The organism is Catenuloplanes japonicus (assembly GCF_000717135.1).
Lineage (GTDB): Bacteria > Actinomycetota > Actinomycetes > Mycobacteriales > Micromonosporaceae > Catenuloplanes > Catenuloplanes japonicus.
Genome location: NZ_JNXY01000001.1, coordinates 484,326 through 502,297, shown reverse-complemented (window position 1 = coordinate 502,297; position 17,972 = coordinate 484,326). Strand labels below are relative to the sequence as shown.

19 protein-coding genes are annotated in these 17,972 nt (G+C 72.5%); 9 read left to right on the top strand and 10 right to left on the bottom strand.

The genetic code is table 11. The annotated features are described in order from the left end of the window. Positions 1 to 910: 910 nt before the first annotated feature. From OP04_RS02335 to OP04_RS02325, 3 genes are read right to left on the bottom strand one after another with little or no spacing between them, the layout of a single operon-like run. Positions 911 to 1,897, bottom strand: coding sequence for a PIG-L deacetylase family protein (locus OP04_RS02335; RefSeq protein ID WP_033337689.1), 987 nt, complete (start codon positions 1,895 to 1,897; stop codon positions 911 to 913). After that, the gene (locus OP04_RS02330) at positions 1,894 to 3,003 is read right to left on the bottom strand and encodes a glycosyltransferase family 4 protein (protein WP_033337688.1); all 1,110 of its coding nucleotides are present in this window, start codon (positions 3,001 to 3,003) and stop codon (positions 1,894 to 1,896) included. Before OP04_RS02330 ends, OP04_RS02335 begins: the two co-directional genes overlap by 4 nt. 18 nt (positions 3,004 to 3,021) lie before the next feature. Beyond that, positions 3,022 to 4,032, bottom strand: a complete 1,011-nt coding sequence (locus tag OP04_RS02325; protein WP_051796961.1) for a lysylphosphatidylglycerol synthase domain-containing protein — start codon at positions 4,030 to 4,032, stop codon at positions 3,022 to 3,024. Positions 4,033 to 4,175: 143 nt separating this feature from the next. Here OP04_RS02325 and OP04_RS02320 point away from each other — a divergent pair, with 143 nt between their 5' ends. After that, a complete protein-coding gene (locus tag OP04_RS02320) occupies positions 4,176 to 5,531 on the top strand; it encodes a sodium:proton exchanger (protein WP_051796960.1) in 1,356 nt (451 codons plus the stop codon). 75 nt (positions 5,532 to 5,606) lie between these two features. After that, complete coding sequence (locus OP04_RS02315; RefSeq protein ID WP_085066146.1) at positions 5,607 to 5,951, top strand: STAS domain-containing protein; 345 nt, start codon at positions 5,607 to 5,609, stop codon at positions 5,949 to 5,951. Between the two features lie 141 nt (positions 5,952 to 6,092). On the opposite strand, the gene OP04_RS02310 is transcribed toward OP04_RS02315, so the two are convergent. The 5 genes from OP04_RS02310 to OP04_RS02290 all read right to left on the bottom strand — a co-directional run bounded on the left by OP04_RS02310 (position 6,093) and on the right by OP04_RS02290 (position 11,490). Beyond that, positions 6,093 to 6,851, bottom strand: coding sequence for an ATP-binding protein (locus tag OP04_RS02310; protein WP_157239137.1), 759 nt, complete (start codon positions 6,849 to 6,851; stop codon positions 6,093 to 6,095). Between the two features lie 1,156 nt (positions 6,852 to 8,007). Next, positions 8,008 to 8,709: a class I SAM-dependent methyltransferase gene (locus OP04_RS02305; protein ID WP_051796958.1), complete on the bottom strand. Its 702-nt coding sequence runs from the start codon at positions 8,707 to 8,709 to the stop codon at positions 8,008 to 8,010. Next, positions 8,706 to 9,476, bottom strand: coding sequence for an ABC transporter ATP-binding protein (locus OP04_RS02300; RefSeq protein ID WP_033337685.1), 771 nt, complete (start codon positions 9,474 to 9,476; stop codon positions 8,706 to 8,708). Before OP04_RS02300 ends, OP04_RS02305 begins: the two co-directional genes overlap by 4 nt. Beyond that, positions 9,473 to 10,426, bottom strand: coding sequence for an ABC transporter substrate-binding protein (locus OP04_RS02295; RefSeq protein ID WP_033337684.1), 954 nt, complete (start codon positions 10,424 to 10,426; stop codon positions 9,473 to 9,475). The genes OP04_RS02300 and OP04_RS02295 overlap by 4 nt, the downstream gene beginning before the upstream one ends. An 11-nt stretch (positions 10,427 to 10,437) precedes the next feature. Beyond that, positions 10,438 to 11,490 carry a FecCD family ABC transporter permease gene (locus tag OP04_RS02290; RefSeq protein WP_198153659.1) on the bottom strand — a complete coding sequence of 351 codons (1,053 nt, stop codon included), beginning with the start codon at positions 11,488 to 11,490 and terminating at the stop codon, positions 10,438 to 10,440. Positions 11,491 to 11,581: 91 nt separating this feature from the next. Here OP04_RS02290 and def point away from each other — a divergent pair, with 91 nt between their 5' ends. The 4 genes from def (at position 11,582) to OP04_RS02275 (ending at position 14,023) form a co-directional block, all read left to right on the top strand. Next, entirely contained in the window at positions 11,582 to 12,079 is a 498-nt protein-coding gene (gene def, locus OP04_RS02285) for a peptide deformylase (protein WP_408606697.1), read from the top strand. 194 nt (positions 12,080 to 12,273) lie between these two features. After that, positions 12,274 to 12,843 (top strand): hypothetical protein, encoded by a 570-nt coding sequence (locus OP04_RS55410; protein WP_232323433.1) that lies wholly within the window; start codon positions 12,274 to 12,276, stop codon positions 12,841 to 12,843. Between the two features lie 122 nt (positions 12,844 to 12,965). Continuing rightward, positions 12,966 to 13,715 carry a DUF4132 domain-containing protein gene (locus OP04_RS55405; protein ID WP_051796956.1) on the top strand — a complete coding sequence of 250 codons (750 nt, stop codon included), beginning with the start codon at positions 12,966 to 12,968 and terminating at the stop codon, positions 13,713 to 13,715. A 92-nt stretch (positions 13,716 to 13,807) separates the two neighbouring features. Further along, positions 13,808 to 14,023, top strand: coding sequence for a hypothetical protein (locus OP04_RS02275; protein WP_033337681.1), 216 nt, complete (start codon positions 13,808 to 13,810; stop codon positions 14,021 to 14,023). Here the strand turns inward: OP04_RS02275 and OP04_RS02270 are convergent. Next, positions 14,007 to 14,600, bottom strand: coding sequence for a TetR/AcrR family transcriptional regulator (locus tag OP04_RS02270; RefSeq protein ID WP_033337680.1), 594 nt, complete (start codon positions 14,598 to 14,600; stop codon positions 14,007 to 14,009). The genes OP04_RS02275 and OP04_RS02270 overlap by 17 nt on opposite strands. 50 nt (positions 14,601 to 14,650) lie before the next feature. Next, positions 14,651 to 15,772, bottom strand: coding sequence for a glycosyltransferase (locus OP04_RS02265; protein WP_033337679.1), 1,122 nt, complete (start codon positions 15,770 to 15,772; stop codon positions 14,651 to 14,653). Positions 15,773 to 15,853: 81 nt separating this feature from the next. On the opposite strand from OP04_RS02265, the gene OP04_RS02260 reads away from it, so the two are divergent. The 3 genes from OP04_RS02260 to OP04_RS02250 all read left to right on the top strand — a co-directional run bounded on the left by OP04_RS02260 (position 15,854) and on the right by OP04_RS02250 (position 17,946). Beyond that, complete coding sequence (locus OP04_RS02260) at positions 15,854 to 16,618, top strand: DUF899 domain-containing protein (RefSeq protein WP_033337678.1); 765 nt, start codon at positions 15,854 to 15,856, stop codon at positions 16,616 to 16,618. A 64-nt stretch (positions 16,619 to 16,682) separates the two neighbouring features. Beyond that, positions 16,683 to 17,489 carry an SAM-dependent methyltransferase gene (locus tag OP04_RS02255; protein WP_033337677.1) on the top strand — a complete coding sequence of 269 codons (807 nt, stop codon included), beginning with the start codon at positions 16,683 to 16,685 and terminating at the stop codon, positions 17,487 to 17,489. Positions 17,490 to 17,535: 46 nt separating this feature from the next. Beyond that, the gene (locus tag OP04_RS02250; RefSeq protein WP_033337676.1) at positions 17,536 to 17,946 is read left to right on the top strand and encodes an ATP-binding protein; all 411 of its coding nucleotides are present in this window, start codon (positions 17,536 to 17,538) and stop codon (positions 17,944 to 17,946) included. The last annotated feature ends 26 nt before the right edge of the window (positions 17,947 to 17,972 follow it).

Below are 17,972 nucleotides of genomic sequence, written 5' to 3'. Positions count from 1 at the left end.
GGGGTGTGGCGGGCCGAGATGTGACGGACCGCGCCTCGACCAGCCGGTGTGCGACGGGCTGAGACATGACCGGCCGAGCCTCGACCGGCCGGAATGTGACCGGCTGGAATGCGACCGGCTGAGGTATGGCCGGCTGAAGTGCCGCCGGCCGGGCTGCCGACGACCGGGCTGCCGACGACCGCGGCTTCAGCGTCCGAGTGCGTCTGTCCGGGGAACAGGCGGCGAGAGACCAGGTCCACAAGGGACCGCCGGCCGCGGGAGAAGCGTCGGAAAGGCCGGTGGCCGCGGGAGGCGAGCAGACAGACGGCGAGGGTGAGGACGCCGAGGGCCGTCACACCCAGCGGCATGATCGACAGTTCGCCGCTGAGGCCGGCAAGGTCACCGACGCCGCCGCCCGGCCCACCGAACGGCAGGCCCCCGGTGTCTCCCCCGCTTTGCCCGAACGGCAAGCCCCCGGCGCCGTCTGCCCCCTTCCCGAACGGCAGCCCCTCGGCGCCGTCCGCCCCCATACCGAACGGAAGACTCCCGGTGCCGTCCCCGCCATGGTCAAACGGAAGACCACTGGTGCCGTCTTCGCTCCCGCCGAACGGGAGACCGGCACCGTTGTCGCCGAGTGGAAGGCCGCTCGCGGACATCCCGACGGTCACCTTGCCGCCGGAAGCCAGCGCCACCACCGCGGCAACCCCGGACACGCCGCCCGCGGACACGCCCAGCATCCACAGTCCGGCCGCGGCCGTCGCGGCCATGACCGCCAGTGCGGCCACCGCGGAGACCGCGCCTCGTATCAGATCTCGTGTCATTCTCGTCCGCACCTCTCACCCGCCGCGATCGTCAGACCGCCACCGTAAGAGCTCACGGGACTAAGAAACCCCAGCTCACACGCGACTCTCAGAGACCTCTGCGAGCGTCCTCAGCCGCGCAGCGAGCGGAAGATGTCGTCGCTGAGCGGGCTGTCGCGGGCGCTTCCCGGCTCGGTGAACCACTCGCGACCGGCCACGGCGGCGAACAGCGGGCCGGGCAGGGCGGCGAGCGCGGCGACGGTCCGGAGTCCACGTCCGCCGGTGGTCTGGCTGGCGTGAGCGCGCAGGGCCGCACGCTTCTGCCGGAGGTGTCCGCGCACGTCGACGGCGTGGGTCAGTTCCTCGTGCGGCGTGAACGCGGTCTCCGCCCCGCCCAGCGGCAGCCGGGGCATCAGGCGGCCGGCGAGGCGCAGCACCGCCAGCAGCGGCCGTAGCGCGCGACGGTCCACGGTGGCCTCCAGCAGCACCGGCGTCCCGGCGATCCGTGCGGCGGCCGACGCGACGCGGTGGACCTGGAGGTGGTCCGGATGACCGTAGCCGCCGCGCGCGTCGTAGCCGATCAGCACGTCCGCGTCCTCCTCCCGCAGCAGCGCGGCCAGCCGCGCCGCCACCTCGGCCACCGGCGCGTCCGCGAAGCGCCCGGGACGCGCCCCGTTCCCGGAGGACGTCCGGGCAGCCTCGGCACTCCCGATCCTGTCGTCGGCACGCCCCGGGATCATGGCGTGCGCGGTGTTCCTGCCGCTTCCGCCGGTCTCCGGGCTCCCGGCGATCCGGGCGCCGATGCTTCCGGCATCGTCGAGGATTCCCGCAACCCCGGCATCGAGGGCATCCGCGGCCTCCATTCCGGAATCGCGGTATCCGAGCACCTCCACCCGCGCGCACCCCAGCGCCGCCGCCGACGCCATCAACTCGTCGCGCCGCTGACCACCGAGCCCGCCCGCCGTTGGCAGAGCCGCCGCCAGCCCCGCCTCCCCCAGCGTCGCCGTCACCAGAACAACCCGGTGGCCCTCCGCGGCCGCCCGCGCGAGCGTCCCGCCGGTCAGCAGCGCCTCGTCGTCCGGATGGGCGTGGAACGCGACGACCGTGTAGGGCCTCACACCACCACCAGCGCGTCCTGCAGCCGTGCCGCCGCCGCGTAGCGTGCCTCCGCCGCGGCCAGCGCCGTCTCCCAGGACAGTCGCGGCACGACGGCCCGGTTGTGCCGTGCCACCTCCGCGAGCAGGGCCGGCGACGCCAGCAGCCCGGACACCGTGGAGATCAGCTCCGCGTCGGAGCCGACCAGCCAGCCGTCCACGCCGTGTTCGACGAAGTCCGCGACGCCGCTGCCTCGCCGCGCCACCACCGGGACACCGGCGCAGCGTGCCTCCAGTGCCGCGATGCCGAACGACTCGCGGTGCGCGGGAGCGACGTAGAGGTCCGCGCCGGCCAGCAGGGCCCGGATGTCGCGGCGGGCCATCGCGCCGGTCAGGCGTACCCCCGTGGTCAGTCCTGCCTCCGCGACCTCGGCACGGAGGCGGGGCAGCAGCGGGCCGTCGCCGATCAGGACCGCGTGGAAGCGGCCCGGGTGTGCGTGGTGCAGCGCGAACAGCGCGCGCAGCAGCGGGCGGGGGCGTTTGCGGCGGACCATGCGCATCACGCTGACCACGGTCGGCGGGCCGTCGCGGTCGACGGGCGGGGACAGCCAGTCGGCCGGGTCGATGCCGTTGGGGAGGACCGCGACCGGCGTGCCGTCGAGCGTGTCCCGGACCGCGGCGGCCGCGGCGGTGCTGACGGCGGACCAGGCGACGGGCCAGGCCGCGGCGCCGCGGCGACGGGCGTACCAGCGGATGGCCGGCGCCACGTCGTGCCACATGGAATGCACGGACACCACCGTGGGTACGCCGTGCAGCCCCGCCAGCCGGGCCGCGGTCCAGGCCAGCGGCGAGAACGCGGACACGTGGGCGTGCACGACCTGCGCCCGGCGTGAGCGCAGCACCCGGCACAGGTCGTCGTCGCGGACCGCGCGGTAGGGACCGACGCCGGGCGCTCCCATCCGTACCAGCGGAATCGGATCTTGATCTTGATCTTGAGGGACCCCGGGCGTCGCGGTGATCACGAACGGGGCGTGCCCGGCCGAGGCCTGACGGGCGGCGAGGTCGCGGACCTGCAGCTCGACGCCGCCCAGCCGGGGCAGGTAGACGTCGGTCACGTGGGCGATACGCATGGATTCTCCACTCGGAGGTCACGCCGGGGTCGGGCGCATGCCACGCCGGCGGGTGGCCAGCCACAGCACGACGGCGAGTCCGCCGACCGGGATCTCGGCGGCGAAGACGAAGCCGCGGAAGAGCAGTACGCCGGCGAGCGCGCCGGTCGCGTCCGTGCCGAGCCCGATGAGCACCGCGATCGCGCCGGTCTCGACCAGGCCGGCGCCGCCGGGCGTGAGCGCGGCCAGCGTGAGCGCCCGCACGGCGGCGAGGCCGGCCAGCAGCACCGGGACCGGTACGCTCACGCCGACCGCGACCAGGCACAGCCAGAGCAGCACGCCCTCGAGCAGGCAGTACCCGGCCATCCCGGCGGTCAGCGGGCGCCAGCGGCGGCGGACCAGCCGGTCGACGCCGTCGAGCAGCGCCGCGACCGCGCCGGTCCAGCCGGTGCGCCGCAGCAGCGTCTCGGCGAACCGGACCACGTGCAGGATCGGCGCGGCCCGGCCGAGCGAGGCCGCGACCACGAGCGTGCCGGCGGTGGCCGCGGCGAGTCCGGCCGCGAGCCAGAACGGTGCGAACCCGGTCAGCCGCCCGGCCGCGAGCAGCGCCGCGAGCGCGACGGCCGGGAGCAGCAGGCGGGCGGCCACGTCCCAGGCCTTGGAGACGACGACGAACCGGGCGAAGTCGCGGTTCGTGTGGCCCCAGCCGCGCACCATGGTCAGGTTGAGCACGGTGCCGGCGACCCCGCCGAGCGGGAGCATGTTGGAGACCGCGCTGCCGGAGAGGTTGAGCGCGAGCGCACGCAGGTGGGTCAGGCCGGGCAGCGACGCGTCCAGCACGAACGTGTGCACCCAGAGCCCGAGCAGCCACACCGTGCCGAGCAGGAGCAGCCAGCGCCAGCCGACCTCGCTGATCGACGTCCAGGCAGCGGTCCAGGACGCGCCGGCCGCGGCCAGGTGGTGTCCGGCCCAGACCACGATCAGCACGGCGGCGAGCAGCAGTCCGAGCCGTCGCAGTCGTCCGCGCCGCGACGTCGCGGTCCGCTCCATCCACTCCTCCCCCGAGCCCTGGTAGATAACCGACCGTAGCGCCTTGCACAGCGTTTTACGGGTATTTCGCCCGTTTAGACCACCCGTTTCAGTGACGATCACCCGGACGGTAGAAATACCGTGACCGGGGGTACACGCTTGTCATGTCAACCTCTCCGCGGCCGTGGCCCGCGCTGGTGGCCGTGCTCGCCGTCCTGCCCGGCGCGTACTCCGGCCTGGGCCTGCCCCACCCCGAGCTGCCCCCGGCCGCGGCCGCGCTCCTGTTCGGCGCCGCCATCGTCGGCGCCGCGTTCCTGCTGTCCTGGGCCGCCGAGGCCGCGCAGACCGAGGTCAGCGCCGGGGTTGCGCTCGCGTTCCTGGCGTTCCTGGCGGTGCTGCCCGAATACGCGGTCGACTTCGTCTTCACCTGGCGGGCCGGCGACACGTTCGCGGCCGAGGGACACTGCGCACCGGTCGGCGGCGAGGACCCGTGCGCACTCGCGCTGGCGAACATGACCGGCGCGAACCGGGTGCTGGTCGGCATCGGCTGGCCGCTGGTGGTGCTGATCGCGGCCGTGGTCGCCCGCCGCCACCCCCGGCGCGCGGAGCAGGAACCGAGCGTGCCCGCGCCCGGCCACGTGCGACTGGCCCGGCCGATGTCGATCGAGGTGGTCGCGCTCGGCATCGCCACGGTCTACTCGCTGACGCTGCCGCTGCGGCACTCGCTCACGCTGCTGGACGCGGCCGTGCTCGTCTCGATCTTCGTCCTCTACGCGTGGCGCCTGGCGCAGGCCCCGGTCGAGGAGCCGGACATGATCGGCACGTCCGCGTGGATCGCCTCCCTCGCCACAAAACCGCGGCGTGCCTGGCTGATCGGCCTGTTCGTGGTCGCCGCGGGCGTCATCCTGCTCACCGCCGAACACTTCGCCGACGCCGTCGTCGGCACCGGCGAACAGCTCGGCATCGACCGGTTCCTGCTGGTCCAGTGGGCCGCGCCGGTCGCCAGCGAGGCCCCGGAACTGATCGTCGCCTGCCTCTACGCGTGGCGGCTGCGCGCGTCGCACGCGCTCGGCACGCTGCTCTCCAGCAAGGTCAACCAGTGGACGCTGCTGGTCGGCACGATCCCGGTCGTGTTCGCGATCTCGTCCGGCGGGTTCCACGGGCTGCCGCTCAGCGACCACCAGCGCTACGAGCTGCTGATCACGGCCGCGCAGTCACTGTTCGCGGTGAGCCTGCTGCTGGACCTGAGGCTGTCGCTGTGGGGCTCCGGCGTGCTGCTGGCACTGTTCGGCACCCAGTTCACCGCCAGCCTGCTGCTCTCCGACGCGGCGAACCGCATGGTCCTGGTCGCACTCTCCGCCGTCTACCTTACGCTCTCCGCGATCATGCTGGCCGTGTCGTGGCGGCGGGCCGGGCGGCTGCTCCGCGAGGGCACGGTCGCGCCGCTCGACCGGATCCCGGAATGGGATCGCGCCACGGGAGAGGGACATGGCGCGACCGGCGGTAAGCCGGTGAGCTGACAGTCAGCGTCTTGTCACGGGACTGTCGTATCGCTGGCGTAGGCTCGGCGCACAGCTTCCCGATCGGAGCAGAGTGTGACCGGTTCCTTCTCAGTGGTGAAGTCCGAGGACGGCGAGGGCACAATCCGCCTCACGATCAGCGGCGACGTCGACAACGACGTCGCCGCGGCGCTCACCGAAATCATCTCCAACGCGGCCGAGCAACCGGGTGCGGGTGCCCTCGTGGTCGACCTCGACCGCGTGTCCGTCCTGGCCGCGGCCGGGATACGCGCGCTGCTGGAAGGCCGGGCCGCCGCCGAGCGATGCGATCGCGCCTACCGCATCATCAACGTCCACGACGACGTCACGGTCTACGCGCTCCGCGTCGTCGGCCTGGCCGACATCGTCTCCCCGGTCAGCGTCTCCCAGCAGCGCAACTGAGCCGGGCGGCGTCTCCGCTTTCACTGTCAGGCTGGAGCCGGGAGGCGTTCCGGCCGGGCGTTTCGCGGCGGGAGGTCCGAGGGCTTCTCTCGCCACGGCGCCGCACCGGTCAGCGCCTTCCGGCCACGGCGCCGCGCCGGGTCAGCGCCTTCCGGCCACGGTCTTGATCCGGGGTTGCCCGAGCGGCACCCCGGCCCAGACCACCTTGCCGCCCTGCGCCGGCATGATCCCCCACCTGCGGGCGAACGCCTCCACCAGCCGCAGCCCACGCCCGGTCGCCGGCGACGCGTCCGGCCCCTCGCACACGCGCGGCAGCTCCGCGGACCCGTCCCGTACCGCGATCACCAGATGCCGCCGCCCCAGCGACAACCGCAGGTCTGCCATGGTGCGCGCATGCACGATCGCGTTCGTCACCAGCTCCCCCGCGATCATCGCCGCCGGAGCCGCCAGCGCCGGCAGATTCCACCGCGCACACGCCTGTTCCGCCAGGTCACGCGCCCGGCGGCTGGCCCCGTCCGTGGGCAGCACCGTGTCCCCCACCATCGGCATCCGCCGCGCCGGACGCGCCGACAGCGCCGCCGTCACGCTCGGATACACCGCAAGCCGCCCGTACCCACCGCCCGCGAGCAGCCGCGCCGTGTCCCCGGCGGGCGCACAGAGCAGCATCGGCGTACCCGGCCACAACGCCGCCTGCCAGTGCACGGTCCGGAACACCGACAGCGCCACCGGCTCCGCCACCCGCAGCGCCGCAAGATCCACGATCAGCGCATCCGGCACGTCCACCAGGCACTTCGACAGCGCGGCCCGCACGCCCGGCGCGCTCGCCAGCGTCAGTTCCCCGTCCAGGCGCACCACCAGCCTGGTCCCTACCTGATCAACCTCACATCCGACGGCCGACACGTCTCCCATTGTCGCCGTTCCCCACTCATCTCGGCGCACAGCGACGCACAACAGACATCCAGCCCGAAAATCGTGCTATCCGCTTTCCTGCGGGGCCGCCGGGATCCGGACCGCGGAACCCCTGGATCCGGATGTTGCCGACGCCGGCGTGGCGGCGGTCCGCATGCTGCCGTGGGCGCCCCGTTCCCCGGGACCCGAACCCCGTTGTACCCATTTCCAGCGTGGTGGCGATCCGCACGGTCCCGCGGGCGCTCTTTCCCCCGGAACCCGGACCCCACCATGTACCCGCTTCCGGCGTGGTCCGGCAGCGTTGCTCCCGCGGGCAAACCTCCGGCGTTCGGAAGACTCCGCTGGCGCTCCGCTTCCGATCCCCGATCGGAGCCGGTCCCGTCGCTGGTCACCCAGGATCACGCCGCTTTCGCCGGGGCCATTCCCTGCCGCGCGCAGCGTCAGCGCTGGTCATGGGCCTGGCTGCGCTGCCGTTCAAAGCGGGTGGCTGGGTTTCGTGCGGGCCTGTCACCAGTGTGGGCGCTTACGCATAAAAGACATAACACCCGCCCGGGGGTGGGCGAGAGGCGGGTCAAGATCCTTGCATACGTCACCGCTGTTATTCGGCCGGAATAACAGCGGTGACGTATGCAAGGATCTTGGATCCCATAGGTTGGAATGATGCTCTCGGGATCTGAAATAAGGGCAGAGTGGCGCCTGGTCGGTCGGGTAGGCGGCGTTGCGCGCTTTCGGTGTCGGCGCGAGGGCCTGGTTATCGCGTAGGCTGCTATTTCCTGAAATTTCGGGCACGGAGTGCCCGGCAACCGACGTGAGCCGCGGAGGCGGACGTAAGCCGCGGTGGAAATCGCGGCTATTTCCGGACCACGGCGGGACCGGCTCCGACCGGGGGTCGGAAGCGGAGCGCAAGCGGAGTCTTCCGGCCCCCGGAGGTTTGCCCGCGGGAGCATGCGGACCGTGACCGTGCCGGAAGCGGGAAGATCTGGATCTGGGTTGTTCTCGGTCATTCGCGCTCGCACGACCCCTGCCGACGGAACCGCCGGGTAAGTCTGGAGGCGGGGTCTGGGGTCGCCCCCAGGCCGGCACGAGCGCCCGCGGGAGCATGCGGACCGCGACCGTGCCGGAAGCGGGAAGATTCAGATTTCGGCTGTCAGATGCGGGTGGTGAGCATGTACTGCATCTGGTGCTCATGGTCCGGGGTGGTGCCGAGCCGGCGGTCGAGGTCGTAGATGGCCTCCAGCGGCGTCACTGTCACGTTGTGCAGTCCGGCGCGGGTGAGTACGGCTGCGGACTCGTCGATGGTCTTGGCGGTGGCGAGTGGGAGCGTGGCGTGGACCTCGGCGTCGTAGAGGTCGTCGAAGGAATCGGCGGGGCTGGTGAGACCGTTCGGGAACCAGGTGCTGTCGACGACCGCGACGGTGCCGCCCGGCCGCAGCAGCCGGCGCCAGTTGGCGATCGCGGAGGCGGGGTCGCGGAGCGTCCACAGGAGGTAGCGGCTGACCACTGCGTCGAAGGACGCGGGTGGGAAGTCCGGGGTGACGGCGTCGCCGTGCAGGATCGTCGGGGGGTTCTCGAGAAGGGCGGCGTGGGTACGCGCGTGGGCCAGCATTCCCTCGGCCAGGTCGATGCCGGTGACGCGGTGCCCGAGGCCGGCCAGGACCATGGCGACCTGGCCGGTGCCGGTGCCGACGTCGAGCACGTCGAGCGGGGACGGGCCGAGGGCGGACCGCCAGATCGCCGACCACGCCTCCTGGTCCGCGTCGAAGCGGGACGGGCGCCGCACGTGGGCGTCGTAGACGGGGGCGCGGCCGGTCCAGTACGCGTTGATCCGGTCCTGTGGGGCGGTGCTCATGCGACGCGCTCCTCCAGTGGGTGGAACAGCAGGTGGAGAGCCCCTTCGAGCTCCAGGCGACGGATGCCGATGCCGTAGACCGGTTCCAGCACGGCAGGGTCCAGGACGTCGCCGGTGCTGCCCGCGGCCACGACGCCGCCGCGGCCGAGCAGGATCAGGTCGTCGCAGTAGCGGGCCGCCAGGTTGAGGTCGTGCAGCACCACGACGGCGCACGTCCCGAGGCCGCGCACCAGGCGCAGGATCTCGTGCTGGTAGCGGATGTCCAGGTGGTTGGTCGGCTCGTCGAGCAGCAGGTGGGTGGCCTGCTGGGCGAGCGCGCGGGCGATCAGCACGCGTTGCCGCTCGCCGCCGGACAGTCCGGCGAACGCCCGCGCGCCCAGGTGCGACGCGCCGACCCGATCGAGGCATCGCGCGGCGATCTCGTGATCGGCGGGGCCGGTGCGCTGGAACGTGCCGAGGTGCGGGCCGCGGCCGAGCAGCACCATCTCGGCGACGGTCAGCGCGGTCTCGCCGCCGTTCTCCTGCACCACGACGGCGAGGCGGCGTGCGGCCTCGCGCGGGGCGAGCCCGGTCAGTGTGTCCCCGTCGACCGTGACCGTGCCGGTGGCGGAGCGCAGCGCGCCGTAGAGCAGGCGGAGCAGCGTGGTCTTGCCGCTGCCGTTCGGGCCGATCAGGCCGAGCACGCGGCCGGGGCGCGCGGTCACGCTGACGTCGTCGATGACGGGGTCGGCGCCGTAGCGCCAGGTCACCCCGGCCGCCTCGATCATGCGCCGGCCGGGAAGCGCGCGACGATCTTCTCCAGTCCGTCGATGCTGAGCGGGGACGCGGGCTCGGTGAAGTTGAACAGCTGCGGCATGACGTCGCCGTTCTGGACCGCGGTGAGCTTCTCGGCGCCGGGCAGGCCGGTGAGCGCGTTCTGCACGGCCGCGGGGTCGCCGTCGCTGTAGAGCAGGACGATCACGTCGGGGTTCCGGCCGAGCAACTCCTCCGGCGTGACCTCGAAGACCCGGTCGGTGGCGTCGCCGAACACGTTGGTGAAGCCGGCGGCCTGCAGCTGCGGGTGGGCCATGCTGGTGCTGCCGTAGGCGTAGGTGACGCCGCCGCCGACCGTGGGGTAGAGGACCGCGGCGGTACGGCCGGACGGGCTGCTCTGGATCTTCGCCATGCGCTCCTTGAGCGCGGCGACCGCGGTCTCCGCCGCCTCGGCGCGACCGAACACGCGGCCGTAGGTGGACATCTGGTCGTAGATGCTGTCGAACGACGGAACCACCGTGCTGTCCGGGCAGAGGACCGGCTCCTCCAGGAGCGGGATGTCCACGGCGGACAGCGTGTCGCGGGAGAGGTTGTCGACCTCGCCGAGCACCAGGTCGGGCTGCTGGCTGATCACCACCTCCTTGGAGATCTGCAGGTGACCGCTGGTGTCGGTCTTGTCCGTCAGCAGCGGGATCTTCTCCAGTTCCGCGAGCGTGGCGGCGTCGTAGTACTCGGTCGGGTACTGCCCGGCGCGCGCGGTGACACGATCAAGAACGCCGAGGTCGTGGAGGTACGGCACGGCCGCGCTCTTCAGCAGCACCACGCGCTCCGGCACCGTGTCGAACGTGACCTCGACGCCGCAGTTCGTGACCGTGACCGATTGCGCGTCGGGGGCTTGAGCCTGTGCGCCGCACCCGGATATCACGAGGGTGGCGGCGGAGACGGCGGCCAGGCGTGCCTTCATCGAGGGCTCCTTCAGGCGTGCAGACGGCGGATCAGGATCAGGAGGAACGGGGCGCCCAGCAGCGATGTGATGATCCCGATCGGGATCTCCTGCGGGGCCAGCAGCACGCGGGCGATCACGTCCGCCCAGACCAGCAGGATCGCGCCGAGCAGCGCGGACACCGGCACCACGCGCACGTGCGCGGCGCCGACGATGCGGCGGGCCAGGTGGGGCACGACCAGGCCGACGAAACCGATGCTGCCGGAGGCGGAGACCAGCACGCCGACCGCGAGCGAGACGACCACCAGCAGCCGCAGGCGGAACCGGTCCGGCGAGACGCCGAGCGTGTGCGCGGTCTCGTCGCCGACCGCGAGCACGTCCAGCCGCCGGCCCACGACGGTCAGGTAGAGCGTGGCGCCGGCGACGACGGTCGCGGTGACCGCCATCAGCGGGTCCCAGCGGGCCAGGCCGAGCGAGCCGAGCAGCCAGAACATCACCGACCGCGCGCCCTCGGCCGACCCGGACGCGAAGATCAGGAAGCTGGTGGTGGCGTAGAGCGCGTAGCCGACCGCGACGCCGGCCAGCAGCAGGCGGATGCTGGTCATCCGCCCGCCGGACCGTGCGATCAGGAAGACCAGCAGCGAGGCACCGAGCGCGCCGAGGAACGCGCTGGTGGAGAGCGCGTACTGGCCGAAGCCCGCACCGGCGCCGAACAGGATGGCCGCGGCCGCACCGCTGGAGGCGCCGGAGTTGATGCCGAGCAGGTACGGGTCGGCGAGCACGTTGCGCACCATGGCCTGCAGCGCGACGCCGCAGATCGCGAGCCCGGCGCCGACCGTCATGCCGAGCAGCACGCGGGGCAGGCGCACCTGCCAGACGATCGCCTCCTGCGGCGGCGTCCAGTCGCCGGTGTCCAGGCCGGTCAGCTGGTGGATCACGATCCGGGCGACCGTGGCCGGGTCGATCGCGATGGCGCCGGTGCCGACCGCGATCAGACCGGTCACGATCAGACCGGCGCTCAGGCCGGTCGTCCAGAGCACGGTGCTGCGCCGGCGTGCGCGCACGCCCAGCGTGTCGGTCGACACCCCTACTCCCGCCATCCCGTTGTTGCCAGACTTTTGCAACAACCTAGCAGCAAGATCAAACCGGGGATAGATCGCGTATGGTGTCGTGGTGGTGAACTCCCGGCCGATCACGTACTACGGCACCCCGGTCCTGCACCGCCGCTGTGCGGACGTGACCGTCTTCGACCAGGCACTCTCCGACCTCATCGACGTCATGTTCGCGTCCATGCACGAGGCCCGCGGCGTCGGCCTGGCCGCGAACCAGATCGGCGTGGACGCGCAGATCTTCGTCTACGACTGCCCGGACGCCGACGACGAACGTCAGGTCGGCCACGTGGTCAACCCGGTGCTGACCGCGCTCTCCGCCACGCTGGACGACGGGACCGAGGGGTGCCTGTCCGTGCCGGGCCCGCGCGCGTCCGTGTCCCGCGCGACCGAGGCGACCGTGACCGGTTTCGATCGCCACGGCACCCCGCTCACGGTGACCGGCACCGGCTACTTCGCCCGCTGCCTCCAGCACGAGACCGACCACCTCAACGGCACGGTCTATGTGGACCTGCTCCCGGCCGAGCAGCGCGAGTCGTTGCTGCGCGAGGCCGGACTGCGCTGAATCTGTCGGACCCGCTCGCTACGGTGCCGCCGTGAGCGAAGCCGTCATCGTGCCCAGCCCCGCCTGGCGCCGCAGTCACCATCTGCGGCGCGGCGGCTGGTTCACGGCGAAACCGTCCGTGGTGAAGCCTTCCACGTTCCTCGACCGTTACGGGCCCTGGGCACGCAACGCGCTGGTCACCATGGAGCCGGACCTTGCCGCCGCGGCCCGCGCCAGGCTCGCCGGCCCCGGAAGGGCCACCGGCCTCGGCGTCGGCGCGGTGGTGGCGGCCGTCGCCGGCGCTGCCTGCGTGGGCGGACCCGGCCACGCTGCCCCGGATCCGGTTGAAGGACGACCCGGGCACGCTGCCCGCCGGGCCCACCGGGCATCTGCTCACCATGCCGGCGATGTCCGCGCCGGGTGCGGTCCGTCCCGGCGTGCCCCTGGCCGTCGCGGTGCTGGACGCCGCCGATCTGGCCGAGTTCGGATGGGGGCTGTTCCAGCGATGGCAGAACGCCGGGGCGCCGGCGAAGGAGAAGTGGGCGCTGGATGCGCTGGGGCTGGTCGGCGACGACGAGACCGTGCGCCGGCTGACGCCGGTGATCCGGGCCTGGCCGGGTGAGCGCGGGCACCGCAAGGCCGTCGCCGGGCTGGACGTGCCGGCCTCGATCGGCACCGGCGTGGCGCTGATGCATCTGCACGGCATCGCCCAGCGGGTGACGTTCAAGGGGCTCAAGGACCGGGCCGTGGACAGGATCGCCGAGGTGGCGGACGCGATGGGCTGAGCCCGGCACAGCTGGCGGACCGGCTGGTCCCGGACCTGGGGCTGTCCGCGGACGGCTCGCTCACGCTGGACTACGGTCCGCGGCGGTTCATCGTCGGCTTCGACGAGCAGCTGAGACCCTCGGTGACGGATGCCGCCGGTCGCCGGCTCAAGGCGCTGCCGAAGCCCGGCGCCAAGGACGATCCGGCCGCCTACGCCCGGTTCACCGCGCTCAGGAAGGACGTGCGGACCGTCGCCGTCGATCAGGTGCGCCGCCTGGAACGGTCCATGACGGACGAACGGCGCTGGACCGGCGCGGAGTTCCGCGCGTACCTGACCGGTCATCCCTTGCTCTGGCACCTGGTGCGACGCCTGGTCTGGGGCATGATCGACGGCGACACGGTCGTGACGTTCCGGGTCGCCGAGGACCGCAGCCCCGCCACCGTGGACGACACCCCGCTCGTCGTGCCGGACGACGCGGTGATCGTGCTGCCGCACCCGGCCGCGACCGACCTGAGCCGCTGGGCCACGGTCTTCACCGACTACGAGATCCTGCAACCGTTCCCGCAGATCTACCGCGAGGTCTTCACCCGCCTCCCGGATGTCACCGACGTCACGACGCCGACCGGTCGGGTGCTCGGCCTCGAGTCGCGCGGCTGGCGTCGCGGCACCGCCGAGGACAACGGCGTGCAGGACTGGATCGAGCGCCCGATCGCCGACGGCCTCACCGCCGCGATCATGCTGGACCCCGGCATCGCCGTCGGCGCCCCCGGCCTCTTCCCCTCGCAGACGCTGACCGAGGTCATCCTGCTGGACGGCCCGGTCCGCTTCCACCGGCGCACCGCCCCGACGCAACCCCGGACCCGTCTCTCCCCACCGCCCTCTCCGAACTGACCCGCGGCCTCCGGGCGCTCAGCACGGACTGACCTTCGGGGACGTCAGGAATCGAGAAGCGCGGCAGCCGCGGCGCACCTAGCGTGAGCTGCATGAACAAGCTGATTCGCCAGGTGCACCGCTGGCTGTCGATCGTCTTCACCGCCGCCGTCGTGCTGGTCACCGTCCTGCTCGCCGTGCAGGGCGAGCCCGCCGGATGGGTCTACACGCTGCCCGTACTCCCGCTGCTGCTGTTGCTGGTCTCCGGGCTGTATCTGTTCGTGCTGCCGTATGTGCAGCGCCGCCGCCGCGCTAGCGCAGGAGCCTGAGCGCGGCCGTCTCGCGCAGCCACGCGTCCGCCTCCGGCCCCGTCCACGTCGCGTCGCGGAGCAGGCGGGGCCAGGAGTGGATGCCGAAGAGGTACCAGAGCACGTCGGTCGCGCGGTCCACGTCGACGCCGTCCGCGAGCGCGTCCAACGCGGCCAGCCGCCGGGCCGCGACCGCGAGCGCTTCGCGGTAGGCGCGGTTCCCGGCGGCGAGCAGGCGGCGGGCGAACGGCTCGTAGGCGGCCGTGTCGAGCAGCAGCCCGATCACGGCCTCGTGCCGGCGGTACGTGAGCCCGGTCCCGTCCGCGAGCAGGTCGATCACCTCGCGGCCGGTGCCGGCGGCCAGGATCGCCGCGGTGGTGCGCTCCACCTCGGTGTCCTCGACGCCCTGCCGGACCAGCTGTTCGAGCAGGACCGGCTTGCCGCCGACACTGGTGTAGACGGTGGCCACCACCACGCCGGCGGCGCGGGCGATGTCGTTGACCGTGGCCTTGGCGTACCCGTCGGCGGTGAAGCGCTCGAGCGCGGCGCGCAGGATGAGGACCCGGGTGTGTTCCGCGGACTGTGCGCGCCGGCTCATGGTGCTCCCCGTTGTACTGGCGACCGGATGACAACGGCCGCCGTAGGAGCTTAAAGCGTGGCGGCCAGCGACGCAGCCACCTCGTCCGGCGAGCTCATCGCCTCGATCTGCTTGCGGACGCGTGCGGCCGCCTCCGCGATGGCCGGGTCGGTGAGCACGGTGCGGACCGCGTCGCGCAGCTGTGCCGGGTCGGGCAGGCCGGGCGCGGTCGCCACGCCGCAGCCGGCCGCGGCGACGGCGGCGGCCTGCACGAACTGGTCCGCGCCCTGCGGCACGACGACGAGCGGCAGGCCGAGGGAGAGCGCGCCGAGCACGGTGCCGGCGCCGCCGTGCGTGACGACCGCGGTGACGCCGTCGAGCAGGCCGGCGAACGACTGGAACGGCAGGAACCGCGGGTCTTCCTCGGCGCCGGGCATCGAGGTGGCGACGAAGTCCGCGTCGATCTCCTCCTCCAGCGCATCGAGCAGCGTGCGCACCACCTCGCGGTCGCCGGAGAACGAGCCGAACGTGACCAGCACGCGCGGGCGGCCGGGCGTGGGCGGCGCGAGCGCGGGCGCGGTGCCGGCGCCGGGCGCGCGATGGGCCTCGGGGCGCAGCGTCAGCCGGGTCACGCCGTCCGGGACGCCCAGCGGGCCGAGCGCGTCCGGGCAGACGTCGAGCACCCAGCGGCCGGCCGGGAGCGTGGCCGGGGCGGGGAGGCCGTGCGCGGTGAAGTAGGGCGCCACGTTCGCGGCGATGGCCTGGAAGAACTCGGCGGGCGCGCCCGGTCCGGTGGTGACGGTGGCCAGCGGCACGCCGAGCACGGCCGCGGTGAGCGCGCCGGGCAGGTCGAAGAGCTCGTTGACGATCAGGTCCGGCGCCCACTCGCGGGCCGCGGCGAGCGACTCGTCCGCGGTGGTGTCGAGGCGGACCTCGCCGAAGAACGCGGAGACGCTGGCCGGGGTCGGGTCCGCGCCCGCGTCCTGGCCGGTGCGGGCCTCGGCCTCGGCGAAGAGCACGTCCGGCATCGGGCCGGCGGGCAGCAGCGTGAAACCCTCGCCGTCCAGCACCGGGGCCATGCCGGCGGCGGTGGCGAACGCGACCTGGTCGCCGCGGCCGGCGAACGCGCGGGCGAGCGGCAGGAGGGGGTAGGTGTGCCCGATCGCGGGCGTGCAGCTGAACAGAACTCGCATGTTCGGCAGAATAACGTTCCAGTAATCAGAACGCCATTCCAGCGCTTGACGGGCGGCGACGTGCAACCTTATGTTGCACATATGACGATGCCGAAAGCCGTGAGCCGCGACGAGTGGCTGGTCGCGCGCAAGGAGTTGCTGGCGCGGGAGAAGGAGCTGACGGCCGCACAGGCGCGGCTCCACGCGGACCGGCGCAGGCTGCCGATGGTCCGGATCGAGAAGCCGTATGTCTTCGACGGCCCCGACGGCCCGGTGCCGCTGATCGCGCTGTTCGAGGGCCGCCGCCAGCTGATCATGCATCACTTCATGTGGACATATGATGATAAAGGAGCAGCAAAAGCTACACCATGCGCCAGCTGTGCGTCGATCGCGGACGGCATCGCCGGGCTCACCCAGCTGCACGTCCGCAACACGTCGCTCGCGGGGGTGTCGCGCGCTCCGTACCCCCTGATCGAGGGTTTCCGAAAACGAATGAACTGGACCTTTCCCTGGTACGGAACGAGCGACGACTTCAACTACGACTTCCACGTCACGCTGGACGACCGGGTCGCCGAGCCCGTGCTCAACTTCCGTGACCGCGCCGAGCTGGATGCGGCCGGCAGACCCTGGAGCCAGGACGACCGGGGCGAGTGGCCGGCGATCAGCGCGTTCCTGCGGGACGGCGACGACGTCTTCCACACCTACTCGACGCTGGGCCGAGGCATCGAGCCGTTCGTCGGCGGCAACCGGTACCTGGATCTGACCGCGCTCGGCCGCCAGGAGCACTGGGAGGAGCCGGCCGGGCGTGCGGCCCCGCTCGGACTGCAGGCCGGAGGCCCTGCCATGCGTCTACCGGACGAGTACTGACCGTCCACAGTGGTTGAAGGTAGACTCCGGGGACATCGACAGACGCCACCGGATGGGACAACGCATGGCCGACCGTCAGGTACCTCCGGGCATCGACACCAGCACCATGCACCCGGCCCGTCGGTACGACTACCTCCTCGGCGGCAAGGACAACTTCGAGGCCGACCGGGCCAATGCGGAGATGCTCACGACGTTCTTCCCCACCGCGCGGATCGCGGCGCTGGAGAACCGGGGGTTCCTGCGGCGCGCGGTCACGTTCCTGGCGCGCGAGGCGGGCGTCCGGCAGTTCCTGGACATCGGCAGCGGCCTGCCCACCGCGCCGAACGTGCACGAGGTCGCGCAGGGCATCGCGCCGGAGTCCCGGGTGGTCTACGTCGACAACGACCCGATCGTGCTCGTGCACGCGCGGGCGCTGCTGACCAGTTCGGCCGAGGGCGCGACCGCCTACGTCGACGCGGACCTGCGCGATCCGGACCGGATTCTCACCGCCGCCGGGCTGCGCGACACGCTCGACCTGACGCAGCCGGTCGCGCTGATGCTGGTCGCGGTCATGCATTTCTTCCCGGAGGAGTTCGGGCCGTACGGGATCGTCGAACGGCTGGTGCGGGCCATGCCGTCCGGCAGCTACCTGGTCATGTCGAACGGCACGCTCGACCATCTGTCGCCGGACGAGGCGGCCGGCCTGCGGGGCGCGTTCGCCCGCAGCGGTGAGCCGGCCGCTCCGCGTACCCGTGCGGAATTTGCCCGGTTCTTCGACGGCCTGGAGCTGGTCGCGCCCGGCATCACCTCGGTGGCGGACTGGCGGGCGGACGGCCCGCACCCGACCGCGGCGGAAGCGGCCGTGCACGCGGGTGTGGCCCGGATTCCCTGATCCGCCAACGGGAGTGGAGCAGGTCACATCGGGGTAGTTGCCGCAGGTGAGCAATCTGAGCACGTCGCTGCCGCCCGAAGCCGATGAGATCAGGACCTGGGTCCTGCACACCCCGGAGGAACTGCGCACGCTGCGGGCCGGACTGAGCGAGGAGATCCCCGGCGAGCCGCTCGCGGACGTGCCGGAGCGGATGCTGCTGGTCGCCACGGAACTGGCGACGAACGCGATCCGGCACGGACGCCCGCCGACGGAGGTACGACTGCTGCGGACCGAGACCCAGTTCGTGCTGGACGTGCTGGACCGGGACCCGGACACGCCGCCGGAGCCCGCGGACGTGTCCTGGGACTCGGCCGGCGGCCGCGGCCTGCAGATCGCGCAGTCGCTGTCGCTGAACGTCGGCTGGTACACCACCGACCAGGCGAAACACGTGTGGGCGAGTTTTCCGGTGCCTCGGTGAGCAATCTCCACCTGGCGAGCGGACTG